Source organism: Nocardia sp. NPDC059154, from assembly GCF_042755705.1.
Classification (GTDB): domain Bacteria; phylum Actinomycetota; class Actinomycetes; order Mycobacteriales; family Mycobacteriaceae; genus Nocardia.
Map to the genome: position 1 here is coordinate 89,237 of NZ_JBHZCS010000031.1, position 22,221 is coordinate 111,457.

General features: G+C 68.0%; 21 protein-coding genes. 15 read left to right on the forward strand and 6 right to left on the reverse strand.

What is annotated here, in order from left to right; translation table 11 throughout:
• Window positions 1–2: 2 nt before the first annotated feature.
• Both fxsT and rlmN read left to right on the forward strand, forming a co-directional pair.
• Complete coding sequence (gene fxsT / locus ACFXN1_RS25920) at window positions 3–3,044, forward strand: FxSxx-COOH system tetratricopeptide repeat protein (protein ID WP_379438692.1); 3,042 nt, start codon at window positions 3–5, stop codon at window positions 3,042–3,044.
• Between the two features lie 73 nt (window positions 3,045–3,117).
• Complete coding sequence (gene rlmN, locus ACFXN1_RS25925) at window positions 3,118–4,227, forward strand: 23S rRNA (adenine(2503)-C(2))-methyltransferase RlmN (RefSeq protein ID WP_379401189.1); 1,110 nt, start codon at window positions 3,118–3,120, stop codon at window positions 4,225–4,227.
• A 244-nt stretch (window positions 4,228–4,471) separates the two neighbouring features.
• Here the strand turns inward: rlmN and ACFXN1_RS25930 are convergent, their stop codons facing one another.
• The gene (locus tag ACFXN1_RS25930; RefSeq protein ID WP_379438690.1) at window positions 4,472–6,631 is read right to left on the reverse strand and encodes a glycosyl hydrolase family 65 protein; all 2,160 of its coding nucleotides are present in this window, start codon (window positions 6,629–6,631) and stop codon (window positions 4,472–4,474) included.
• A gap of 433 nt (window positions 6,632–7,064) precedes the next feature.
• Here ACFXN1_RS25930 and ACFXN1_RS25935 point away from each other — a divergent pair, with 433 nt between their 5' ends.
• From ACFXN1_RS25935 to ACFXN1_RS25955, 5 genes are all read left to right on the forward strand, one after another.
• On the forward strand, window positions 7,065–7,661 hold the full coding sequence (locus tag ACFXN1_RS25935; RefSeq protein ID WP_379438689.1) for a hypothetical protein: 597 nt from the start codon (window positions 7,065–7,067) through the stop codon (window positions 7,659–7,661).
• 108 nt (window positions 7,662–7,769) lie between these two features.
• Complete coding sequence (locus tag ACFXN1_RS25940; protein ID WP_379463686.1) at window positions 7,770–7,874, forward strand: SEC-C metal-binding domain-containing protein; 105 nt, start codon at window positions 7,770–7,772, stop codon at window positions 7,872–7,874.
• 183 nt (window positions 7,875–8,057) lie between these two features.
• Entirely contained in the window at window positions 8,058–8,732 is a 675-nt protein-coding gene (locus ACFXN1_RS25945) for a cupin domain-containing protein (protein WP_379401193.1), read from the forward strand.
• A gap of 117 nt (window positions 8,733–8,849) precedes the next feature.
• On the forward strand, window positions 8,850–9,488 hold the full coding sequence (locus ACFXN1_RS25950; RefSeq protein ID WP_379438687.1) for a Uma2 family endonuclease: 639 nt from the start codon (window positions 8,850–8,852) through the stop codon (window positions 9,486–9,488).
• 721 nt (window positions 9,489–10,209) lie between these two features.
• Window positions 10,210–10,455 carry a hypothetical protein gene (locus tag ACFXN1_RS25955; protein ID WP_379438686.1) on the forward strand — a complete coding sequence of 82 codons (246 nt, stop codon included), beginning with the start codon at window positions 10,210–10,212 and terminating at the stop codon, window positions 10,453–10,455.
• Window positions 10,456–10,753: 298 nt separating this feature from the next.
• On the opposite strand, the gene ACFXN1_RS25960 is transcribed toward ACFXN1_RS25955, so the two are convergent.
• Both ACFXN1_RS25960 and ACFXN1_RS25965 read right to left on the reverse strand, forming a co-directional pair.
• A complete protein-coding gene (locus ACFXN1_RS25960) occupies window positions 10,754–11,533 on the reverse strand; it encodes an IclR family transcriptional regulator (RefSeq protein WP_379446731.1) in 780 nt (259 codons plus the stop codon).
• A gap of 826 nt (window positions 11,534–12,359) precedes the next feature.
• Entirely contained in the window at window positions 12,360–12,509 is a 150-nt protein-coding gene (locus ACFXN1_RS25965; protein WP_379445277.1) for a hypothetical protein, read from the reverse strand.
• A 471-nt stretch (window positions 12,510–12,980) separates the two neighbouring features.
• Here ACFXN1_RS25965 and ACFXN1_RS25970 point away from each other — a divergent pair, with 471 nt between their 5' ends.
• The 4 genes from ACFXN1_RS25970 (at window position 12,981) to ACFXN1_RS25985 (ending at window position 18,322) form a co-directional block, all read left to right on the forward strand.
• Window positions 12,981–13,169: a hypothetical protein gene (locus ACFXN1_RS25970; protein ID WP_379445278.1), complete on the forward strand. Its 189-nt coding sequence runs from the start codon at window positions 12,981–12,983 to the stop codon at window positions 13,167–13,169.
• Window positions 13,170–13,367: 198 nt separating this feature from the next.
• Window positions 13,368–13,583, forward strand: a complete 216-nt coding sequence (locus ACFXN1_RS25975; RefSeq protein WP_379401198.1) for a hypothetical protein — start codon at window positions 13,368–13,370, stop codon at window positions 13,581–13,583.
• A 47-nt stretch (window positions 13,584–13,630) separates the two neighbouring features.
• Complete coding sequence (locus ACFXN1_RS25980) at window positions 13,631–17,116, forward strand: protein kinase (protein ID WP_379445279.1); 3,486 nt, start codon at window positions 13,631–13,633, stop codon at window positions 17,114–17,116.
• 42 nt (window positions 17,117–17,158) lie between these two features.
• Window positions 17,159–18,322 (forward strand): low temperature requirement protein A, encoded by a 1,164-nt coding sequence (locus tag ACFXN1_RS25985; RefSeq protein ID WP_379445281.1) that lies wholly within the window; start codon window positions 17,159–17,161, stop codon window positions 18,320–18,322.
• Here ACFXN1_RS25985 and ACFXN1_RS25990 read toward each other — a convergent pair.
• Together ACFXN1_RS25990 and ACFXN1_RS25995 are read right to left on the reverse strand one after the other, a co-directional pair.
• On the reverse strand, window positions 18,319–18,753 hold the full coding sequence (locus ACFXN1_RS25990; protein WP_379445283.1) for a hypothetical protein: 435 nt from the start codon (window positions 18,751–18,753) through the stop codon (window positions 18,319–18,321). The genes ACFXN1_RS25985 and ACFXN1_RS25990 overlap by 4 nt on opposite strands.
• Window positions 18,750–20,093, reverse strand: coding sequence for a hypothetical protein (locus ACFXN1_RS25995; RefSeq protein ID WP_379445285.1), 1,344 nt, complete (start codon window positions 20,091–20,093; stop codon window positions 18,750–18,752). The genes ACFXN1_RS25990 and ACFXN1_RS25995 overlap by 4 nt, the downstream gene beginning before the upstream one ends.
• A gap of 75 nt (window positions 20,094–20,168) precedes the next feature.
• On the opposite strand from ACFXN1_RS25995, the gene ACFXN1_RS26000 reads away from it, so the two are divergent.
• Window positions 20,169–20,717, forward strand: a complete 549-nt coding sequence (locus ACFXN1_RS26000) for a helix-turn-helix domain-containing protein (protein ID WP_379401203.1) — start codon at window positions 20,169–20,171, stop codon at window positions 20,715–20,717.
• Here the strand turns inward: ACFXN1_RS26000 and ACFXN1_RS26005 are convergent.
• Window positions 20,633–21,004, reverse strand: coding sequence for a DUF6596 domain-containing protein (locus ACFXN1_RS26005; RefSeq protein ID WP_379445286.1), 372 nt, complete (start codon window positions 21,002–21,004; stop codon window positions 20,633–20,635). The two genes, ACFXN1_RS26000 and ACFXN1_RS26005, sit on opposite strands and share 85 nt — an antisense overlap.
• Window positions 21,005–21,069: 65 nt before the next feature.
• Here ACFXN1_RS26005 and ACFXN1_RS26010 point away from each other — a divergent pair, with 65 nt between their 5' ends.
• The 3 genes from ACFXN1_RS26010 to ACFXN1_RS26020 all read left to right on the forward strand — a co-directional run bounded on the left by ACFXN1_RS26010 (window position 21,070) and on the right by ACFXN1_RS26020 (window position 22,184).
• Window positions 21,070–21,435: a hypothetical protein gene (locus tag ACFXN1_RS26010; RefSeq protein ID WP_379445288.1), complete on the forward strand. Its 366-nt coding sequence runs from the start codon at window positions 21,070–21,072 to the stop codon at window positions 21,433–21,435.
• Window positions 21,436–21,516: 81 nt separating this feature from the next.
• On the forward strand, window positions 21,517–21,858 hold the full coding sequence (locus tag ACFXN1_RS26015) for a YidH family protein (RefSeq protein WP_379445289.1): 342 nt from the start codon (window positions 21,517–21,519) through the stop codon (window positions 21,856–21,858).
• A complete protein-coding gene (locus ACFXN1_RS26020) occupies window positions 21,855–22,184 on the forward strand; it encodes a DUF202 domain-containing protein (protein WP_379445291.1) in 330 nt (109 codons plus the stop codon). Before ACFXN1_RS26015 ends, ACFXN1_RS26020 begins: the two co-directional genes overlap by 4 nt.
• Window positions 22,185–22,221: the final 37 nt, after the last annotated feature.

Consider the following 22,221-nt stretch of genomic DNA (forward strand, 5'->3'; position numbering starts at 1 on the left):
CCTTGGCATCGATTCCGCCGCAACCGATTCCGGCCGACCAGCCGATCGTGGTTGTGCACGCGCCCGAGGACGCGGTCTGGGGGCTGTGGATTCAGCAGGTGTGCGCGGGCGTCGGCCTCGATGTCCGCACCCGGCGGCTGAACGGGACCGATCCCGCCGAGCCGGCCGGCACGGTGGTGCTGGTGGTCAGCGTGAACTTCGTCCGGGCGGCCGGGTTCTCGCAGCAGGATTGGGCGCGGCTGGCCGATCGGGCGGGCGTGCTCGCCGTCCTGGTCGGCGCCGCCGACGTGCCCGCCGACGCGGACCGCATACCGGTGGTCAACCTCCGCGTGCTGCCCAGTGCGCAGCAGGCGCGGGCGCGAGTCCTGAACGCGCTCGGCCACACGGCGTCCGCCACCGTGCCGGAGACGCTGCGGCAGGCCGGCCGATTGCAGGTGCGCTACCCCCGGGAGCAGGTGTACCCCGGGTATCAATCCATGACCATGCCCCAGTACCAGGCGGATTGGTTCTTCGGCCGTGAGCAGGAGATGGAGGACATCCGCGCCCGGCTGGACGCCGAGAACGTCGTGGTGCTGACCGGCCGGCCCGGCAGCGGCAAGACCTGGCTGGCCGCCGCGTATGTGCACCGCTTCCGGTCGCAATACGATCTGATCGCCTGGATCCCCGGTGAGAACGGCGCGGTGCTGCGCGCCGAGCTGGGCAAGCTGGCCGAGCCGCTCGGCCTGCCGGACTCGCTGCCGCGGGAGACCCTGCACCTGGATGTGGTGCAGGCGCTGCGGACGCTCGGCAAGCGCTACCTGATCATCTACGACAATGTGACGCCGGACCGGTACCGGGCCGCCGGCGAGCGGTTTCCCTTGCCGCGCAAGCCCGCACGCCTGTCCGAGGTGATCCCGTGGGACGGTCCCGGCCATGTGCTGCTGACGTCGAAGGCCCGCGATTGGGATGAGCCGCAGCCGATCACGGTGCCGCGCTTCTCGGAGCAGGAGGGCATCGACTTCCTGCAGCGGCACGTCCGGGCGCTCCCGGACGATCTGGCCAAGGGATTGAGCGCGGCCGTCGACGGCAGCCCGGTGCTGCTGAACGCGCTCGCGCACCGCGGGGCGGGCGGCGCCGACGTCATCGACGAGACCTTCGTGCGCTCGGTGGCCGACAAACCGTTCCCGGTGCTGGCGGACGGGTTGTACCGGCAGGCGGCGCTGATCTTCGGCGGCGTGGTGCAACCGCTGATCGAATCCCCGGTTGGCAGTGACGAATGGGCCGCCGGCCGGCTGCTGCAATTGCTCACCGCGTTCCAGGAGGGGCAGCCGATCCCGTTGGCGCTGTTGATCTCCCAGCTACCGGGCACCGAGCGGCGGCCGGGGCGCAGGCTGCCCGCGCCACTGCGGGACGCGCTGATCACCGAACACCGCCGCCGGAACGTGCTCACCCTCGCGACCCGGGATTCGGTGGCCGACGTCTGCCGTGATCCGTTCACCGATCGCGGCCAGGCGTTGAAGATCCACGCCGTGCCGTGGCACGGCATCCGGGACTATCTGGGCGCACCCGTCGTCGAGGAGAACCGGCACGTCGTGCACGGCATGCTGTGCGATGCCGACCCGCAGCGCACGGATCTGCCCGCGCTCTGGCAGCGGTACCTGTGGCTGTGGCAGCAGCTCGACTGCTCCGAGGCGCTGACCTGCCGGCGGGTGGCGGATCCGCAGGGCACCTGTGCGCAGCTGCCCGCGCTGATCCAGCACGTGGTGGACGCGCTCGGGGTGCAGGGCGAATTGACCGCCGCCGCGGGGCTCGGCCTGCGGGCCGCGGAAAGCTACTCGGAGCTGCTGGGTCCCGACCACATCGGCGTGGTCCGCATCCGGGTCGTCACCGGAAATGCCCTGTGGCAGCTGGGCCGTTCGGCCGAGGCCCGCGATGTGGCGGCGGCGGCCCGGGCGGGTGTGGAACGGCAGCGCGAGCGGTATCCGGAGGAACACGTGTGGTCCAGCGATCTGCTGGCCGCCTGCATGCGCACGGCGGGGGACTGGGCCGGAGCGGTCGAGGTCAACGAGGAGTCGTTTCGATGGGCGCGAGATCATCTGGGCGACAGTCATATCGAGACCATTCGCGCCGAGCACAATCTCGCCGTGGCCTACCGGATGGTCGGCCGCTTCGCCGATGCCATGGACGCCGATGTCGCGAACTACGACCGGTTCCGCAACGATCCGCTACTGGCCTCCGAAGCGGTCCTGAAGTTGCACTGCGTCAACAATGTTGCGCGCAACCACCGCGAGCTGGGTGACGTCGAGGCGTCCGTGGTGCTGCAGGAGCAGGTGCTGCGGGATTTCGTCGAGCTGTTCGAGAATCCGCGGCAGCAGCACATTCTGCGGGCTCGCAAGAACCTCGCCGTGTCCTACCGCAAGTCCGGGCGGTACGCGCAGGCGCTGGAGATGCAGTGCGCGGCGCTGGCCGACCATGTCGAGGTGTACGGGGAGGAGCATCCCGAATCCGTCGCCGCCCGAACGAATGTCGCCAATGACTACCGGATGACCGGGGATCTCGGTGCGGCGCTGCGGTACGCTGCCGAGGCGTACCGGATCTGCCGGGCGGTGCGGCCGGATCATCCGTACACCGCCGCGTGCGCGGTCAACCACGCGGCGGCGCTGCGGGCGCTCGGGCGGTACGACGAAGCGCTGCAGGCGGATCTGGAAGGGGTGCGGATCTTCCTGGACCGGCTGGGGCCCGATCATCCGTACACCCTCGCCGCCCAGACCGACGTGGCCTCGGATCTGGCGGGACTGGGACGCCCGGCGGAGGCCGCCGAACTCGGGGCCGACACCCTGGCGCGGCTGCGGCGGGCGCGCGGCGGCTGGCATCCCTACACCCTGCAGTGCGCGCTCAACCTCAGCCTGGATTGGCGTGCGCAGGGCCGCATCGAGGCCGCTGACGACCTGGAACAGGACACTCTGGAGGCCTACGCGGCCACCCTCGGCCCCGATCATCGGGAATCGCGGGCGGCCGCCGCCCGGATGCGGGGCACCTGCGACGTAGAGCCGCCGCCCATGTGACGGCGCTTACTGTGAGGAACGCGATTCCCCCGGACGGCGTCGGCCCGCCGGGGGATGGGACACTGGAACGGTTATGACTACCCCCTTGCCCCTCGTTTTCGACGCCCCTCGTCGCGGCATGCCGCCGCGGCATCTCGCCGACCTCGATTCGCAGGAGCGCAAGACGGTGGTCGAGGAGCTCGGCCTGCCGAAGTTCCGCGCCGATCAGATCGCGCGCCAGTACTACGGACGGCTGGTCGCCGACCCGGCCCAGATGACCGATCTGCCGGAGGCCATGCGGTCCACCGTCGCCGAGGCGCTGTTCCCGCCGCTGCTCACCGAGGTCCGGCACATCGAATGTGACGACGGGACCACCCGCAAATCCCTGTGGCGGGCGAACGACGGCACGCTGCTCGAATCGGTGCTGATGCGCTATCCCGACCGCAACACCCTGTGCATCTCGTCGCAGGCGGGTTGCGGCATGGCGTGCCCCTTCTGCGCCACCGGCCAGGGCGGCCTGAACCGCAACCTGTCCACCGCCGAAATCGTCGACCAGGTCCGCGCCGCCGCGGCCGCCCTGCGCGACGGCGAGGTCGCCGGCGGCCCCGGCCGCCTGTCCAACATCGTGTTCATGGGCATGGGCGAGCCGCTGGCCAACTACAAGCGCGTGGTCAACGCGGTCCGCCGCATCACCTCTCCCGCCCCCGACGGCCTCGGCATCTCCCAGCGCAATGTGGTCGTCTCCACGGTGGGTCTGGCTCCGGCGATCCGCAAGCTGGCCGACGAGGGCCTGTCGGTGACTCTCGCGGTCTCCCTGCACACTCCGGACGACGAACTCCGAGACACATTGGTGCCGGTCAACAATCGCTGGCCGGTGGCTGAAGTCCTCGACGCCGCACGCTATTACGCTGACAAGTCCGGTCGCAGAGTGTCGATCGAGTACGCCCTGATCCGCGATATCAACGATCACCCGTGGCGGGCGGACATGCTCGGTAAGAAGCTGCACCAGGCGTTGGGTTCGCGTGTACATGTGAATCTGATTCCGTTGAATCCCACGCCGGGGAGCAAGTGGGATGCGAGTCCGAAACCTGTTGAGCGGGAGTTCGTTCGGCGGGTGCAGGCTCAGGGTGTGCCCTGCACGGTGCGGGATACGCGCGGGCAGGAGATCGCGGCGGCGTGCGGCCAACTCGCCGCCGAGGGATAGCAATCAAGGCTTGCGAGATCGCGGCGGGCAAGACATGCCGGACCGGCAAATGGTCGATCGTGGGCCCGGGTAGGCGGTAAATCGCCCGGGTCTCAGCAGTGGAATCGCCGTGCGCTCGGCGGCACTGTCCGTCCTGCCAGGAAGGGACCCGAGAGACAACAGGCATAGTGGCAGCCCTGCACGGGTATTCCGCCTGCTGTCTCTGCGGGGACGCGTTGCTCGGTTCGAGGCGGCTGTTCGAGTGTTATCGGTCGGCTCGTCGTGTTGGCAGGGTCAACGGCGCCGCCGAGGTGACAGTGTGTGTGCCGGTGGGTGTTTCGAGGGTGATCGGATCACCGGCGGTCACTTCGACAGTGGAGATTTCGGGTTGGATCCGCAGGGTGAGGGTGCTGCCTCGGATGGAGAGGTTCCTGATGGTGAGACCGTCCGGGAATCCGCTGGGCAGCATGGGGTCCAGGCGTGGGCCGGTGTCGGTCCAGCGTAATCCGGAGGGGGCGTACAGCATTGCTTGCAGGAATCCCGCTGCGCCGGTGACGAAGATCCACGCGGGTTGTCCGATGGTGTTGGCGCCGGAGCGGTCCCCGCGCGCCTCGGATTGGAAATGGTAGGGCTCGCGGACATACGGCTGGACAGACCGGTCGAGGAATTCCTGAGTGCGGCCCGGATCAAATTCTGCGGCGATGATGGCTCCGATGCTGTTGCTCATGTTCGGGCCGTCGGGATCGGTGCGGTCGAAGTAGTAGCGGTAGGTGTCGACCGCCGAGTATCCCGGTGCGGTGTAGGAGAACGGGTAGCTCAGCAGCACGGTGTCGGCTTGTTTGATCGGTGTGCCTTGATATCCGAGGTATTCCGCAGGAACGCCGGGAGCGATGTCGGGAGGCATGGCCATGTTCGCGGCGATGTCGGCCCAGCGCGGGTCCACGGGAAGCCCGGACAGTTGCGCGGCAGAAGCGGCAGTACGCATGGTGTTGACCACACCGGCGTTCGTGACGGCATTGTCGATGGAGACGGCGACATACTCGTCGGGCCCACCGACCGGTGCGTAATGGTAGTGACCGTCGAGCAGTTTCGGGCCGACGCGCACGGTGAGGTAGTCGGCGATCGCGGTGATCACCGGCGCGCCACCGGTGCACAGCCATGCCAGATCCGCGGTGGCCAGGTAGTACTGCCATTGGGCGAGCACGATGTCGTTGGCCAGATGTTCTTCGCTCAGCCCGCACACCACCGGGCTCCCGCAGCGCTGTGCGGGACCATCGTTCCACGGATACACCGCACCGGGCAGCCCGTAGGCGTGTGCGTTGGCGCGGGCCTGCGGTAGCGCGGCGACCCGGAAGTCGACAATGGTGCGCGCCAACGCCGGGTAGAGGGCAAGCAGCACGGGAAAGACGAAGGTGTCGGCGTCCCAGAAGGTCATGCCCGCGTAATCGGTGGAGGACAGGCCCGCCGGTTGCACCGACCAGTGTTGGCCTTCGCGCACGCTGGACAACACCGAGTACAGCGCGGCCCGGAGCCAGAGGCGGTAATCCTCGCGTCCGGGAACCTCGATCGCGGGCTGCCACAGGGTGTTCCATGCGGCGACGTGATCGTTGTGCTCGGCCGCGTAGCCGCGTTCGAGGCCGCGCTGGGATGCCGCGGTGGCGATCGCCCGAGGATCAGGGCCGTCGTCGGAGGAGGCGATGCCGACGTACTTGGTGAAGGTGTAGGGGTGACCGGCGGTCATCGAGGCGGTGAACCCCAGTCCGGCGGTGTTGGCCGCCGCCGGGATCGAGGTGGCAATCAGGTTGTCGGGGGTGTCGATAGTGGAGACCAGATAGGCTGTGCTGTCGGTGTTTTCGGCGCGTACGCCGACTGTGCTCTGTTTGCTCGCTGCGTCGCTCGAGGCCGTGACCGGGGTGACTCGGCGGGCTGCGGCGCCGTCGATGAGATCGGTGATGTCGAGCTGCCCGGAGTAGTGCGGGGTGACGGTGAGCTTTTGAATCGCTAGGTTCGGTTCGGACCGGGAGATGAATGTCTCGAACTCCAGATCCACGAGGTGCTCGGGGCTCGGCGACCAGGTCGCCTTGGTGGTGGCGGTCGCGTCGCGGTAGCTCAGACGCTGACTATAGGTGCCGACCGTCGCCGGATCGACATCTGCTTGATAGGTATTCCCGTCGGCGGCCACGGTCAGCCCCGACCACGCCGGCAGCGCCGCCAATGCCTGGGTGGCTTGAAAGGAGGGGGCATCCGCGTAGAACCCGGCCAGATAGGTGCCCGTGTAGCGCGGCTCCTGCAATGGATACGAGGTGACGACTCCCTCGCCGTAGCCTTGGTACCCGGCCCCGCTGGGTGGGATCATCGCACCGATGCGGCCGTTGCCCAGAAACGGCGCCGCACGGAAATCGTTCGGAGAGAATACCTCCGCCATCGCCGACCACCCCTCGGAACCATCGACCGTTTCGGCGCACACTCGGCCGGAGAGCATCGTCGAGGCGAGTGCCGCACACATGAGCGCGGCTGTCGCGGCCCGGCCCATCCGCATACGCCTCCGTCGGGCCGAGGCAGACCGAGCCGTCGGCACTGTCTTCACGCTCACGTCCATGAACCATCCTTGTCTCGGGATTGTTTCGTGAACCTTGTGTCCAGCGGGAGTGTTGAAACTTTGCAATTCCCGAAAGGACCAGCGACGCGACCACCATACCCAGCGGTCGGACGGTAGCAGCGCTGCGGCGCACCATCCCGCGTTCGCATAAAAGCGACGGTTCGGCCCGCTGCGACTGTGCTACCGGATAGTGCAGCCGTACCAAGGCCAGTTGTCGTGCTTCGCTAGTGTGGATGCTCCCGTGAGACGGGAGAGTGTGATGCCCGCCGGCCTGTCGAAGTCCGAACGCGAGGAATATCGGGCGCTGCAGCGTGAACACGATCGGCTACTTGCCGAGGCCAATCGATTGCGCGCCGAATTGTCCGCCGCCGCAGAGGATTTGGGTCGGCATGCCGAGCCTCCGGAGGACATCGCCCGCCAACTGGAGCAAGATGCGGCTGTGACTCCGGACGAGCGGGCGCAGTTGCTGACTGAGGCGGCTGACCACTGGGCCATGGCCGGTGATACCGGGCGCGCTCGGCGACTGTATCGGCAGGCGATCGCCGACGGGGGTGCCGTCGTTGGGGACGCCCGTCTGTGGTACGCGAGCTGTCTGCTCGAAAGCGGTTCGAAGCCAATGGGATTGCGTTTGCTCGACACCATCTTCGACGAGGGGCCGCGGGATTGGGTCGCCTTCGAAGTGGCAGGTGAGCTCTTCGAGGGGCGCGGTGCGGAATGTCGCTGTGTCGATGTTCTACCTGCCGGAGGACGAGTTCGCCCGCGCCGTCGAATCGTGGCCGAAACTGCGAGACCAGTACGGCAGACACGCCCGACATCGATGGGAAGTGGAACACCGGCTTCGGGAATTGGATGGTGAATACTCGGTGCTGATCGCCGTCGCTACGGCGGCCGGTCTCGCCGAGTACGGCGCTCGCGTAAACGAGGATCCGGCGCTGGGGTCCACTCGCTTTGCCTTTGCCGCTGGCTGAGCCGCAACGGTCAGGGTCGGTCGTGGCCACCGGCGAGAAACGAGTCGTGCTGGTGCGGGTCGGCGCAGAAGTACAAGAAGTATTGCGGCAGGCCAGGATAGCGGCGTCGAGACTCTCGGCGCCGACGGAGGACACAGAGCGAATCAGCGGCGTATACGCTCACCTGAGCGTGTCGTCGCGTGGTCGCGATCCCTGCAGGTAAGCCGAAGATAATTGCTGTATCCATGCTGGTTGCGGCGGCGTAGCGTCATGAGTGGGGCGGCTGATCGATGAAGGTGAGCGCCATGACGAAATTTGTACAAACGATCGAGTTCACGACGACGCGGCTGGACGAATTCAACAAGAATCTCGATGAGTGGCTCACGGCGACGCAGGGGAAGCGGGCCGCGACCCACAGCATGGAGACCAGGGATCGCGATCGGGACAACACGTACATGCAGATCGTCGAGTTCCCGTCCTACGAACAGGCGATGGCGAACTCCGCCATGCCCGAGACCACCGGGTTCGCCGAATCGCTCGCCGAACTCTGCGACGGGCCCGCGTTGTTCCGCAACCTCGACCTGGTTCGCGAGGACGAGATGCTCCCGCACGAAGAGCTGAGCTTGCAGGTCAGAAGCTTCGACACTCCTGACGAAACGCGACTGTTCGAGTCGGGTAGCGGCCGATTCGAAGTCATCGAAGCAGGATCCGGATCGGTCGGCCGCGGTGTCTTCCAGCCCGGCTGGCGCTGGTCCACCCACGTCAAGCCGATCGCCGGCACGGACAGCTGCCAGGCGACCCACATCGGATACTGCGCGTCCGGACGGATGCGGATCCGGATGGACGACGGCACCGAACGCGAGATCGGCGCGGGCGATTTCATGATCTGCCCACCCGGACACGACGCCTGGACCGTCGGCGACGAACCATGCGTCCTCATCGACTGGGCAGCAGCCGCCGACTACGCCCGTCGCCACTGATCCACACCCGCCGCCCCCGCTCGGCATCCCGGCGGGGGCGGAATCGTGGGCTGACCCGACGCGTCGCGAAGGTCCGATGGCCGAGGGCATTCGGCACGATCCCGCTAGGCTGACATCATGAGTGAGGCCGTCGACTGGTCGTGGCTGCGTACGACGATCCCCGTCGTCGATATGTCCATGTACTTGGATATGCCCGAGGACGTGGCGCGCACTGTGGAGATCCGTGATGGCATGATCGTCCATTGCGAATCGCCGTCGCCGAATCATGTTGCGATCAGCGACAATATCAAGGCAGCCTTGCGGGAGGCGGTGGCCAAGCGTCCTGAGGGTGCGCCGTGTCTGCGCGCCAGCGGTGAGCTGGACATGCTGGTTTCCGATGTGCCTTTTCATTACAAGCGGCCGGATGCGATCGTGTACCGCTGTATCGACGAGCCGCGCGGCAAATGGAAAACCAAACCGACAGCCGCGGACACTCTGCTGGTTGTCGAAGTCGTGTCACCGAATACGATCTCGGCCGATCTGGTGGAAAAGCGGGCGGAGTATGCGCGCCTGGGCATCCAGCATTACTGGATCGTTCGCATGGTTCAGGACGACGGTCCCGTGACGTCGATCGAGATGCTGCGACTCGCCGCTGACGGCACCTATATCCGGGAAACCACGGCGCTGCGAGCTCGCGGCGATGCGATGGCCGTGGACGTACTGGACCCGCTCGATGTCACGATCAGCTGGAATCAACTCGATCTCGGCTTGGACTGATCCACTTCGTTCCAGCAGGCCGACGCGGCTGATCGCCGCCGAGGGTTGATGCTCCGCACGGCAGGATGGGTTGTACGCACCCGGGGAATTCCTCCGGATTATCGCGGCGCCGGTACGGCGACTCCGGATAGGCTGGCGCGATACGGAATTGGGGCTGGGGTCGTGGTGCGTGATCAGACGACCGGACATTTGCGGTGAGGGGCGCCAATGGCGGACCCGGTGTTCGAGTGCATCGCACACACGGAGGTTGACCAGTGGCTAACGCTGCTGAGCTGCACCATCACCGTCGGGCCGAAAACTACCTCGGCCGCGGTAGTTTCAATCCGGCTACTCAGCTGCTAGGTAGTGGTACTCGAGCACGAGCAGCCCTACGAGGGCTCTGCCCGGTCCCGCCGCGTGACCCTGCCAACCGATAACACGGCGCGAACTTCGCTCAAATAGCGCGCTGTCGTGATAGTCCACGGCGGGGAGATCGCTTTGGAAACTGCTCTTCGTCGTATGGAATTCACTGTGCACCTGCCAGGCGCGAGGGCACGGCGGGCCCCTCGGATACCCGATCTGCCGTTACGAAGCGTCAAGTCCGCTACGTGCGCCGTCCGCCTTCACAGCGCGCACCTAGCTCATGCCAACGCCCGTCCCATGCTGCGAGGTGACGATCTTGGCGTTGACCGAAACCGCGGACCGACATGCGGATTCGCATACCGATACAGGAGGACTGCAGATGGCTCTTTCGAAGCTCGCGCGGATCGCTACGGCAGGGGCGGTCACCGTCGCACTGCTCGGCATCGGCACTGGTATGGCGAGCGCCGATCCCGGCCCGGCTCAGCCGGGCGGCGCGGCTCCCGCCCAGCAGTGCCCGCCTCCGCCCGGCGACCAGCACGGTCCGCCTCCGCAGGATGGCCAGGGTCAGCCGCCTCAGGGCGGCCAGCCGAACGGTCAGCCTCCGCAGTGCCCGTCCGCCAATTGATACCGACCTGTACGGCACCGGGGAATCCCAGTGTCGTACAGGGAGTGTCGCGCACAGACGCTCAGCCGACGGGGTCGGCTGAGCGTCGCGTCTGTGCACAGCGGTGTCCTCTACCTTGGCGTGGCGGGCAAGCTGACCGTGAATTCGGTTCGGCCCGGCGCACTTTCGAAAGTTATCGTGCCGTGGTGCGCCTTGACCATGGCGGCAACCATGGTTGGGTGAGATCGACTGGGGCGTGGTCGATTTCGCGGTCGGCTGGTCGATGGGGGAGAACTCGAACATCGGGTTTCGCGCATGCTCAGAGCTGAGTATTGCTTTCCGCCACCGAACCCACGGCTGACAGTGCTCGTCCGATCAGGTGCGCTGTAATCCGTGTCAGCGCGTATACATTACTCGGATCCTTGCCGTCGGTCGGCGGCATGGTGGAAAGGGCCGCCACCACAGTGCCGGCGTCCGACCAAATCGGAACCGAGATCGTGTTCGGGTCCGCTAGGCCGCTGTAGTGTGCGATGCCCCGCCTCCGTATCTCATCGAGCTGCTCGCGTAGAGGCCGGGTGGCGGTGACCGCGCCGGGCGGTGCGTACGGGTGCAGAGGCTTCGAAAACACCTCCCGCTGCAGCGTATTTGGCGCATACGCCAGAAGCACCAGTCCGGCCGCAGACCTGTGCAATGGAAGTCGCTCGGCTGCGCGCGGCACGGCCGAGAAGACGCCAGGCGCCGACACCCTTTCGATGAACAGGACTTCGCGCTCCTGACGGACGGCCAAGCCCACATTGCGGCCGACCTGGGCGCTGAGCCGAGTCATGTACGGGATCGCGAGGGCACGCAAATCGTGGAACGGGGCTCTCCGGTTAGCCAGCTCCCAGACTCGCGGGCCGATGTCGACGCGCCGACTCATGTCTCGTCGCAGCCAGTCACGTTCAACCAGTTCGGATACGGTGCGCGAGACGGTCGGCAACGGCAGCCCGGTGCGTTGGGACAGTTCCGAGACGGACAACGGGGAGTCATTATCGGCGACGGCCTCCACCAGTCTGACCACACGGGAGAGGACGGATTCGCCGTTGGAGAATCGAGCCACAGCCACTACCTTCACCTGATTTGGGCGTGCGGGAACCATCCCGACCTGGACGATTGACCAGTATGGTCGGTGCTGCTGTCCCTCAGCTGTCCGTAACCTATGTGCGAGCTGTGTAGGTCTGCTTGTCCACGAATGTTGAAGTCGGTCAGGCTGTGCGCTATGGACCTTCGCGGTCTGTGATGCCTTCCATAAGCCATGGCGATCGGTCCATACATCAATCACGCTGTGGTGGCGATGCTTGTGAGTTCGTCATCTCGGATCGGATCGGATCGGATCGAGTCGTGTCGACTCCGGTCCCAGGGGTGCAGCTCCACGGCAGTGCCGACGCCGATTTCGCCCAGCGTCGTTGGGGGAGTTCCGCTCTCGCTCGCCAGCTACCGAGGTGCAGTGTGCGTGCCGCCGAGATGCCGGGAGGGAGGGGGAGGACCTCGGTCGGCACGCACGGCCCGCGGGGGACGATGCTCCAGCGTAGTGATGACGGACACTGTGGAGCGTCACGGGCGCCTTCATTCTGTAATCGGTGCCCGTCGCGCCGCCAGACGACTTTCATCCAATGCAAGCCTTCTGATGATTCCCTTTGCGACACAAGGAACTTCAGGCAAGGGCTGCAGTGATTAGGATGGTCGAGGGTGTGTCACCGGGCTCGTAGCGGTGGCGGTCGCTCACGGGCAGGTCACCTGTGCGGGTGCTTGGCGTGAATCCGAAATACCGGAGACCTCACCTATAGCTCCACAATTCCCCCGAAGCGCATTCGCAACAGCGAGCGCCTTCGGGACCGTTGTGCGGGACAGACTCGATACCTGTCCCGCACAACACGACACTCGGGTCAATCCGATGAGCAGACACCGTTCGCACTACCGGTCACCACCACGACCAGCAGCGGGAGCCATGTGCCGATTGGCGGCAGCCAGCTACCCGTCAAGGGCAGCAAGAAGCGGAACATAGGAAACTCCTGTTGTACTTTGTCTTTCGACATGCTGACGACCTGTCTCCCACGCGGGAGGGAGGCAGGATCGAGTTAGTTTCGGTCAACTGGCCGGGGGCACCGCGGCTGATCCCGCGGAGGCAAGCCGCTCTGCGGCGAGCTCCCAGGCACCGGGCACTGCGACCCGATCGTCGGCGGCTGCCCCGGATCAGCCCCCTGCGGTTATGCACCAACCCCCAACAGCCCCAGTGAAATACCACAGGCAGCGACAGCCCGGGCCGATCTCCACATCAGCCTCAACCATGACCTCCTTGTCGTCGAATCTGGATCCGGAAGCGTCGGCCCACCGGGACGACCGCGCCATCGTCGATGCCGAACCTCTGTCAACGATCAGTCGGAGTTAAGTGCGAGCTGTGAAAACCCTTCCTACCGAATAAGTTACAGCTCGATCTTCGACTGGGAACTGCACGGACCGGGCAGCCGTCGGGCCCGGACGAGGCCTTCGGCACCTCGAGGCTGGAGATGCCGAACCGCTACCCTTTCCCCAAACCGATGGGCGACCACGAGCTGATCGATCAGCTACTACAGGCGGCGGGCTTCGCGCCCGCCTATCCCGATGTGCCGGTGCGTGATCCGCGCTGGCAACCGGTCACCACGGCCATAGACCGGCTGCTGCGCGCGCACGAGCCCTATCCGGCGCTGGTTCGGTGACCGCCTGATCCGCACCGGGCTGCTGGCCGCCCGCTTCGACGCCGCCATCGGCATCACGCTCGAGGAACTCCGCATCGAGCTCTTCTATCCCTCGACCCCGAGTCCGCGGACTTCTTCCGGCCGCGCTGAACCACCGAGGGGGTGCGAAGTCGCCGAACCGCCGCGCCGCCGCACGGACCGTCCTCACCATTGACGACCATGACAACGAAGCGGAATCGAAGTGCCTCGGCGGCAACGCCCTTGAAGCGCGCGGCCGCGGCCGCGCGGTTGAACATCGCGGTCGGGGACCTGCCGGAACTGGGTTGCGGCTGGACCGTCGGGGAGGTGCTGCGGCTGCGGCGGGAACGGCCCGACTGGCTGACCGATGCGCGGCGCAGATTCACGCGGCCGGAGATCGGCGCGCGGCGGCGGTGATCGGCTTATGCTCGGGGTGACTGGCTCGTTTTCGTATCGGGGTCGCTGTGCCGCATGTCGATCCGTTTTCCACGCGCCGCGAAGAGACTCTCGGGTTCGCGGCGGAACTGGCGGCTGCCGGGTTCGGGGAGCCGGTCGAGGTGGGGCGCGGGGGATTCGGCGTGGTGTACCGCTGTTTTCAGCACGCGCTGGGGCGCACCGTCGCCATCAAGGTACTGACCGCGGACCTGGAATCCGACAGCCTGGAACGGTTTGTGCGCGAGCAGCTCGCCATGGGGAAGCTGTCGGGGCATCCGAACATCGTGACCGTGTTCGAGGTCGGGTCCACCGATACCGGGCGGCCGTACATCGTGATGCCGTTCCATGCGCACGGGTCGCTCGATACCCGGATACAGCAGGGTGGGCCGGTCGAATGGCCGGAGGTGCTGCATCTCGGGGTGCGGCTGTCGGGAGCGTTGGAGACGGCGCATCGGCGGGGACTGCTGCACCGGGATGTGAAGCCCGGGAACATCCTGCTCACCGAGTACGGGGAGCCGCAGCTCGCCGATTTCGGAATCGCGCGGGTGACAGGCGGATTCGAGACCGCGGCGGGCACGATCACCGGGTCGCCCGCCTACACCGCGCCGGAGGTGCTGCAGGGGCAGGCCCCGGATGTGACCGCCGACGTCTACAGCCTGGCGGCGACCCTGTTCTGCGCGGCCACCGGGCACGCGGTGTTCGAACGGCGCAGCGGGGAACAGCTGGTCGCACAGTTCGTGCGGATCACCAGGCATCCGATGCCGGACCTGACCGGGGAGGGCCTGCCCGCCGACCTCACCGGAGCGATCGAGGCGGCCATGTCGCGCGAGCGCTCCCAACGCCCCGGCTCCGCCGCCGAATTCGGTGCGGCGCTGCGGGATATCCAGCAACGGCACGGGCTGCCACCCGACGACATACCGATTCCGGCGCCCGCCGCGGAACCGCCACCGCCGACGGACCGGGCCCGGACAGTCGGCCGCACCACCCCGCCCCAGGCCGGGCGCCGGCGATCCCGCATCACCACCGCCACGCCGCCGGTCCCGGCCACCCGGCTGCGCCCGCCCACCCTCACCCGGGTCCTGGTGGACCGCCCGCGCCTGCTCGACGCACTGCGCTCCGGTAACGACCGGCGGCTCGCGGTCGTCCACGGCCCCACCGGTTTCGGCAAGACCACCCTTGCCGCGCAATGGTGTGCGGCGGTCACCGTCGCCGGGGGATCGGTGGCCTGGCTGACCGTCGACAACGACGACGACAATGTGGTGTGGTTCCTCTCCCACCTGATCGAAGCGGTGCGCGCGGTCCGGCCTGCCCTGGCGCGCGAACTGGGCGAACTGCTCGAGGAACACGGCGACGAGGCCGGGCGCTTCGTGCTGACCTCGCTCATCAACGATATCGACCAGCGCGGCGAGCCGCTGACCGTGGTCATCGACGACTGGCATCGCGTGAGCGGCCCGAATACCCAGGCCGCGCTGCGCTTCCTGATCGAGAGCTGCAGTCCGGTGCTGCGCATGCTGGTGACCAGTCGCCACCAGACCGGCCTGCCCATGAGCTCCATGCGCGCCCGCGACGAACTGGTGGAAATCGACACCGCCGCACTGCGATTCACCACCGGCGAGGCCTATGCCCTGCTGGTCGAGCTGGGCGGGCTGGAACTGGACCGCGACGACGTGGCGGACCTCACCGAATCCACCGGCGGCTGGGTCGCGGCACTGCAACTGGCGGCGCTGTCGCTGCGCGGCAGTGACGATCCCGGGCAGCTGATCGGGCAGCTCACCGGACGTCACCACGCCATCGGCGAATTCCTCGCCGAGAACGTGCTGGAGGCCCTCGAACCCGGCGTACTCGACTTCATGGTGGCGACCTCGGTCACCGAACGCACCTGCGGCGAGCTGGCCGCCGCGCTCACCGGCATGCCCGACGGGCAGGCCCTGCTGGAACGGATCGAGCAGCAGGACCTGTTCCTGCGCCGGGTCGACGGCGGCCCGTGGTTCCGCTACCACCAGCTGTTCCAGGACTTCCTGCGGCAGCGGCTCGAACACGATCGGCCCGCGGAGATCGACCGCCTGCATCGCGCGGCCTCGGAGTGGTTCGCCGGGCACCGGCACGTGAGCGAGGCGGTCGACCACGCCCTGCTGGCCGGTGACGAGCAGCGTGCGGTCGAAATCGTGGAGCGCGACGGCATGTCGCTGCTCGAATACGGCCAGATGTCCAGCCTCATCGGCCTGGTGAACAAGCTGCCGCCGGCCGTCATCGAATCCCATCCACGGCTGCAACTGGATCTGGCGTGGGCGAATATCCTGCTGCACCGGGCCGGTCCGGCCGAACGCGCGCTGTCCCTGGCGGAACAGACGCTCGAGCGCGGCGGTCTCGACCCGCGGACCGCGACCCGGCTGCGCGCCGAAGCGGGTGTGGTGCACGCGGTGGTGACCGTCCGCGCGGATGTGCTGACCGGCGTGGAGGATTGGCTCGCACCGTGTTTCGCCATGGCCGACGAGCTCTCACCGTATGTGGTGGCCATCGGCGCCAACTGCGCGAGTTTCGCCGCGGGTTACCGCCACGACTTCGAGGAGGCGATCCGCATCCAGGAGTGGTCGGCCCCGTACATGCGCCGGAACAAGGGCTCCTACAACAATGTTCACGGCCTGTGCTTTCTGGGCCTGGCCGCCAGCCTGCAACTCGACATCCCGCGCGCCGAGGAGTACTTCCGCAGCGCCCTGAAGATCGCCAAGCAATCCGGTGGCAGCCACTCCTACGGGGCCCGCCTGGCCGGATCGCTGCTCGGTGAACTGCTCTACGAGCGTGGCGAGGTCGCCGAGGCGGAGCGCCTGCTCGACGAGGGCTACAAACTCGGCGCCGACGCCGGTGTCGTCGACTTCAAACTGGCCCGCTACGTGGTCGGCGCCCGGGTGAAGGCGCTGCGCGGCGACCGCGCCGCAGCCATCCGCCGCCTGAACGAGGGTGCGCGCGTAGCCGATTCGATGTCGCTGCCCCGCCTGCGCGCCGAGGTCGAGAACGAGCGGCTGCGCCTGGGCCTGCCGCCGCACCCCGACTTCGGCCCGCTCGCGGTGGTCGACCACGCCCACCGCCGCACCCCGATCGACCCCATCGACGAATTCACCGTCCTGTACGAGGAATTCACCGCCATCCGACTGCTGCTGGCCGAATCCGCCACCGAATCCTGGGAACTGGCCCGCACCTGGGCCCAGGAATGGGTCGACGAGCTCGAAGCCGTCCGCCGCCCCCGCGAACTCCTGAAGGCCCGCCGTCTGCTGGTCGCCTGCCTCGCCGCCACCGGCCGCACCGACGCCGCCAAGACCCTGCTCGCCACCGTCACCGCCCAGTGCGCCGAACACGGCTCGGTCCGCTACATCCTCGACGGCGGCCCCCACGTCGTCGCCACCCTCGCCGCCCTCGCCGCCGACCAGGCCGCCGGCCGCTGGCGCCCCGACTGGCCCGAGGTCCAACCCGCTTTCCTCCGCGCCCTGACGGAAGCCGATGCCGCCCAGACGATCTAGAGTGAACCCGCTGGATGTGGAGCTAGGCAGGGATTTACAGGTGTGACTGAACCTCTACACGAGGCGCATGAGCGGGCCAGTTGGGCCGAGTTGTTCTTCGATCTGGTACTGGTGTTCGCGGTGACGCAGGCCGCGCACGTGGCGGTGGCGGGGCAGAGCTGGGGCGCGGTCGGGCAGACGGTGCTGCTGCTGGGAATCATGTGGTGGTCGTGGGTGGGGACCACGCTGGCCGTGCACGGGGTGGAGGACTCGAACCAGCAGCGGATATTCCTGTTCGCCTGCGGATTGTGCATGTTCGTCATCGCGATCACCGCGCCACACGCGTTCACCGGGCACGCGCAACCGCTGCTGCTGGCCGGCGCGCACCTGGCACTGCGGCTGCTGCTGTGGGGCGAGATGCAGCACAAGCGGGCGTTCTCGTCGGCGGGGACCTTCGGGAACTGGCTCAATCCGTTCACGGTGACCCTGGCGGCGGCGGTGCTCCTGGTGGCGGCCGCACTCGCGCCCGCGGGCGGAATGCGCAACGGGCTCTGGATCATCGCGGTGGCGCTGGCCTTCGGCGGTCCGGCACTGCTGGCGCGCCGCCTGGAGAAGGTCCAGTTCGGTGCGACCCATCTGCCCGAACGCTTCGCCACCTTCGTCATCATCGCGCTCGGCGAGACCGTCGCCTCGGTGGGTTCCCAAGCGGCGGAAGCACATCTGGGCGTGGTGGCCTGGATCGCGGTGGTGCTGATCTTCGTGCTCGGCTGCGGCCTGTGGTGGCTGTACTTCGCCTACGGCTTCGCCGCGGTCGAGCATTCGCTGCGCACCAACCAGGTGCGCGGCACGGTCGTGCGGGATGTGCTCAGCTACGGGCACCTGCTGCTGGTGATCGGCCTGGTGCTGGTGGCGGTGGGCGCGCGCACCATGGTCGAGCATCCGACCGCGGTGGCGCACAGCGTGACCGGATATCTGCTGCCGCTGGGCGCCACCCTGTACGTGACCACCTTCCTGTTCACCCGCTGGCGCATGTTCGGCGCGGCCACCCTCGGCCGGTTCGCCACCGCGCTGGCGCTGGCGGTCCTGACCGCCGCCGCGCCGCTGCTGCCGCAGATCGCGACGCTGGCCACGGCGACCGCGATCCTGGCCGGCCTCAACGCCTTCGAGTACTGGGTGGTGTCGACGGGACGGCCACTGCTGCTCATGCGCCGCTCCCGGGTGAGCTAGCCGACCGGAACGATAGTGGCGTCGATGGTGTGGATGAGACCGTCACTGATCGCGAAGGTTTCGGTGATGTCCACCGTCACCAGCCGCACCCCCGCGACGCCAGAATCCAGCAGATACCGCGCGGTCACCACACCGTCCGCCTCGGTCAGGCGCAGGTTGTAGAAGCGCTGCACGAGCGAATACTGCGGCCCGTGCTCGAGGTCGTAGGTGAGCTGCGGCCCCGAAAAGCCGGTCTGCAGGCCCGCTTCGAACCGCGTCGCGTCCGGCGCGAACGGCACCGCCGACGCGTCGTGGCTGATCAGCGCGTCGAGATAGGCGAACGCGATGGCGGTGTCGCGGGTGTGCATGGGTGCCGCGCCCGCGCTTCCGGAGGCGACACCGACCGCGGCCGCCGCGCTCGCCGTCAACACTGCAACATGTCTCATTTTCATCCGCTGATGCTGGCTCGAGAGGCCGTGCCGCGCAAGCGTTTCCAGCCCTCTGTCAGGCGCTCGCCCAGGCGCGGCCGGACGGGTTCCGCGCCGAGCCAGTCGGCGATATCGCTGATCACCGCCGGATCGACATGTTGCGGTCGCAGGTAGCCGCTGGGTGTGGATGGTCCGGTACCGGAGCAGAGCATGTGGTCGACCGTGGGGTGGACACGAATGGCGACATCGGGTCGCCCGGCCAGCCCGGCCTCCCACAGCGGCAGGTCCTCGTCGGCGGTGACCTGATAGTCGCGGCCACCCTGGATGAGCAGGATGGGTCTGTCCAGCGCGGCGGCGGTGGCGACCTGGTCGTAGTCCCGCAGGTCCAGCCAATACGATGCGGGCCAGTTGAACAGCAGGTCCGCGGCCGGGGTTTCGGTTGACAGCGCGGGACTTTCGGTCCGTGCCGCCCGGGCACGCATGCTCTCCAGCAACTCGCCGATGTCCTGCTCGGGCTCGACCGCCGCGATGTGCCGCAGCGCGCGCAGGATCGACCGCGGCAGCGGCACGGTATCCCCGGCCAGCACGGCCACCCCGGCAATGCCCGGGTCGGCGGCCGCGATGCGCGGCGCGGCCTTGCCGCCGCCGCTGTGCCCGGCCACGAAGATCCGGGCCGAGTCGACCCCGGGCTCCCGGCGCAGCACCTCGACCGCCGCCAGCGCATGCGGCAGGTACTCCTCGACCATGGTGAACCCCGCCGCATTCTCGAATTCGCTGTGCGCGTGGGTCAATTTGTCGAAACGCAGCACGGCGACACCGCGACTGGCGAGCCCCCACGCCAGGTCCTTGAACGGTTTGTTGGGTCCGGTGGTGAGGTCCCGGTCGGCGGGCCCGGAGGCCACCAGCACCACGGCGGGCCGGGATCCGCTTCCGACCGGCACGGTCAACGTGCCGGTTACCGCGGTATCGCCCGCGCCGAGGGTGACGTCCTGTTCGCGGAATCGGCGTGGCACCGTGTAATCCGGTGGCGTCCAGCCGGATTCGGCCGGTGCGGCGAGCCGGAGCCCGTGCAGCCGGCCCGCCGCGTCCACCGCCAGGTGTACCGCGAGCGCACCCCGCTCGCAGGTGACCGGCAAGTGCACCGACGTCAGCCCGTCGGCGGCGGGCCGGGTGACCGCGGCGCCGACCGACCGGACCGCGCCGATCTTGGCGATCTCACCGGTCCACCCGGCCCGGACGGTCGCCGCGGACACCACGGCCGCCAGTCGCGGCGCGAACAGCTCCGCCAGCTCGTCGAATCGCTCGTTCCGCAGCAGGTCGGCCACGGTGGCGGCCACGGTCTCGGGATCGATGTCTACGGTCATGTCCGCAAACCTTTCTCAATCAGTGCAACCATTCTTATGATTGAGAAAGGTAGCAGCCTATGAGAAGGTTGGGAAGTGGAAACCTTCGAGCTGCTGGCACATCCGGCGCGGCTGCGCATCGTGCACGCCCTGCGCGGCGACCGCACCCTGACCACCGGCGACCTCTGTGCCCGCCTGCCGGACACCTCGAAAGCGACCGTGTACCGCCACGTCGACGCCCTCACTGCCGCTGGCATTCTCGAGGTCGCCGAGGAGCGGCGGGTGCGCGGCGCGGTCGAGCGCCGCTACCGGCTGCGTCAGGAGAACGCGGCCATCAGCGCCGAGGCCGCCGCCGCACTGCCCGCCGACGGCTACCGTCCGGTCTTCGCCCTCGCGATGGCTGTGCTCGTCGCCGAATTCAATGCCTACCTCGACGGCGAGAACGCGGATCCGGCAGCCGATCTCGTCGGTTTCCGCCAGCACGCGCTCTGGCTCGACCGTGACGAACTCGAGCAGCTGATCGCGGAGCTGCGCGCGGTGATCCTGCCGCGCCTGGCCAATCAGCCCGGCTCCGGGCGCGACCAATACCTGTTGAGCCCCATCCTTTTCCCGATCGAACAGGCGCCCGCCGACCCGGCCGGCTGAATCAGCCTCCGACCTCGCCGATCCCGGCGGGCCGTGCGGCGCAGCTCGGCCAGCCCGGCCGCGATCAGCTGCCGATCCCAGCGGCCGCGATCCTGTTCCTCGAGCGGAACCAGCGTCCCGCCGACCCCGGTCCGCGCGACCGCACGCGATTGCTGCAGCAGGACAAGGGCATTCAGCCCGCCCGCCTCCGGATCATCGGGCATGAGCTCGACCACCAGCGCGGCCAGCCGCTGCGCCTCCGCGGCGGCGGACGGTGGTGAGCAGCCGAGCAGGTCAGCCAGCCACACCCGGAACGCGCGCAGGCCGTCCTCGTCGACGACGTCGTCGACCCGGCTCTCATCGGCGCGCGGCCGTGGAACTGATGCAGCTCGAGGGCATCGGCCTGCCGCCGGATGTGGTCGAGCAGGTGAAGCACTCACCGGTCTGGCCACACCTGGAAGCCATCGCTCAGACGGTGGTCTACGACGCCGCCATCTGCCGCCCGCCCAACCTGCCGACCCCCGCCATGGCCCGCCTCGACCTCGCGCCCCTTGTTATCAGCACCCCCGAATCCTGGCCCGGCGTTCGCTCCGCCGCCCGGGCGCTGCCCGCCGAACTCGCCCGCGCCCGCTATGTGGAGGTGCCGGGCGGCGCGGATCACGGCATCCCCGCCGAGGCCACCGCGAAGGTTCTCGACGCCTTTCTTGCGGAGGATCCGGCGGCCGAGTGCGCTGACTAGCGCCGGCCATAGCCGGTCACCGGCCTGTCCGAGTGCTCACACTGTGCTGCTATTGCAGTTATTACGCAATAACTTGGAGGGGTGGCTTCCGAAGAGCAGACCGAACTCGACTACCGATTCACCCTTGCGAACGAACGCACCTTCCTGGCCTGGATCCGCACCGCGCTGGGCCTGCTCGCGGGCGGCGTCGCCGTCCACACGCTGGTCGAAGGCTTCCGCATCCACGGCGTGCGCGCGGCCATCGCCATGTCGGCCATCGTGCTGGCGGTGGTGCTCGCGATCGGGGCGTACGCGCAGTGGCGCAAGGTGGAACGGGCCATGCGGGCGGGCGAACGGCTGCCGGGCAATGCGCTGATCCCGGTACTCGCGGCCGGTGTCGCGCTGATCTCCGCTATCGCCGTGGTCGGCGTGCTCAGCCTGTGAGCACGCCGGCGGTCGCCCGCGATCCCGGACTGGCGACCGAGCGCACCGCGCTGGCCTGGCGGCGCACCGCCATCTCCGCCATCGCCAATGCCGCACTGTTCACGAAGGTGGCCGCCGAGGGCGGGATCGGTTGGCGGCCGACCGGTCTGCTGCCGCTGAGCGCGGCCGTGGTCATGATGCTGGTGGCGGCAATCGCCATGGCGCGCAGCCGAAGTCTGCACCGCGGCGCGCATCGCGGCACCGGGCCGCTGCTGCTCCTGGTGTCCGCGGGTGTGGCGGCGGTGGGGCTCGCCGCGATGGCGATGGTCCTCGCGCACCGGGCCTAACGGGATTTCGCCCGCCGCACGGCATCTTCCCGGACCG

Excerpts from the sequence above, each read along its gene's own strand:
- rlmN (WP_379401189.1), top strand. The coding sequence starts at position 3,118 with ATGACTACCCCCTTGCCCCTCGTTTTCGACGCCCCTCGTCGCGGCATG.
- ACFXN1_RS25930 (WP_379438690.1), bottom strand. The coding sequence starts at position 6,631 with ATGGCGGAGGTATTCTCTCCGAACGATTTCCGTGCGGCGCCGTTTCTG.
- ACFXN1_RS25935 (WP_379438689.1), top strand. The coding sequence starts at position 7,065 with ATGCCCGCCGGCCTGTCGAAGTCCGAACGCGAGGAATATCGGGCGCTG.
- ACFXN1_RS25945 (WP_379401193.1), top strand. The coding sequence starts at position 8,058 with ATGACGAAATTTGTACAAACGATCGAGTTCACGACGACGCGGCTGGAC.
- ACFXN1_RS25950 (WP_379438687.1), top strand. The coding sequence starts at position 8,850 with ATGAGTGAGGCCGTCGACTGGTCGTGGCTGCGTACGACGATCCCCGTC.
- ACFXN1_RS25955 (WP_379438686.1), top strand. The coding sequence starts at position 10,210 with ATGGCTCTTTCGAAGCTCGCGCGGATCGCTACGGCAGGGGCGGTCACC.
- ACFXN1_RS25965 (WP_379445277.1), bottom strand. The coding sequence starts at position 12,509 with ATGTCGAAAGACAAAGTACAACAGGAGTTTCCTATGTTCCGCTTCTTG.
- ACFXN1_RS25970 (WP_379445278.1), top strand. The coding sequence starts at position 12,981 with ATGCCGAACCGCTACCCTTTCCCCAAACCGATGGGCGACCACGAGCTG.
- ACFXN1_RS25975 (WP_379401198.1), top strand. The coding sequence starts at position 13,368 with ATGACAACGAAGCGGAATCGAAGTGCCTCGGCGGCAACGCCCTTGAAG.
- ACFXN1_RS25990 (WP_379445283.1), bottom strand. The coding sequence starts at position 18,753 with ATGAAAATGAGACATGTTGCAGTGTTGACGGCGAGCGCGGCGGCCGCG.
- ACFXN1_RS25995 (WP_379445285.1), bottom strand. The coding sequence starts at position 20,093 with ATGACCGTAGACATCGATCCCGAGACCGTGGCCGCCACCGTGGCCGAC.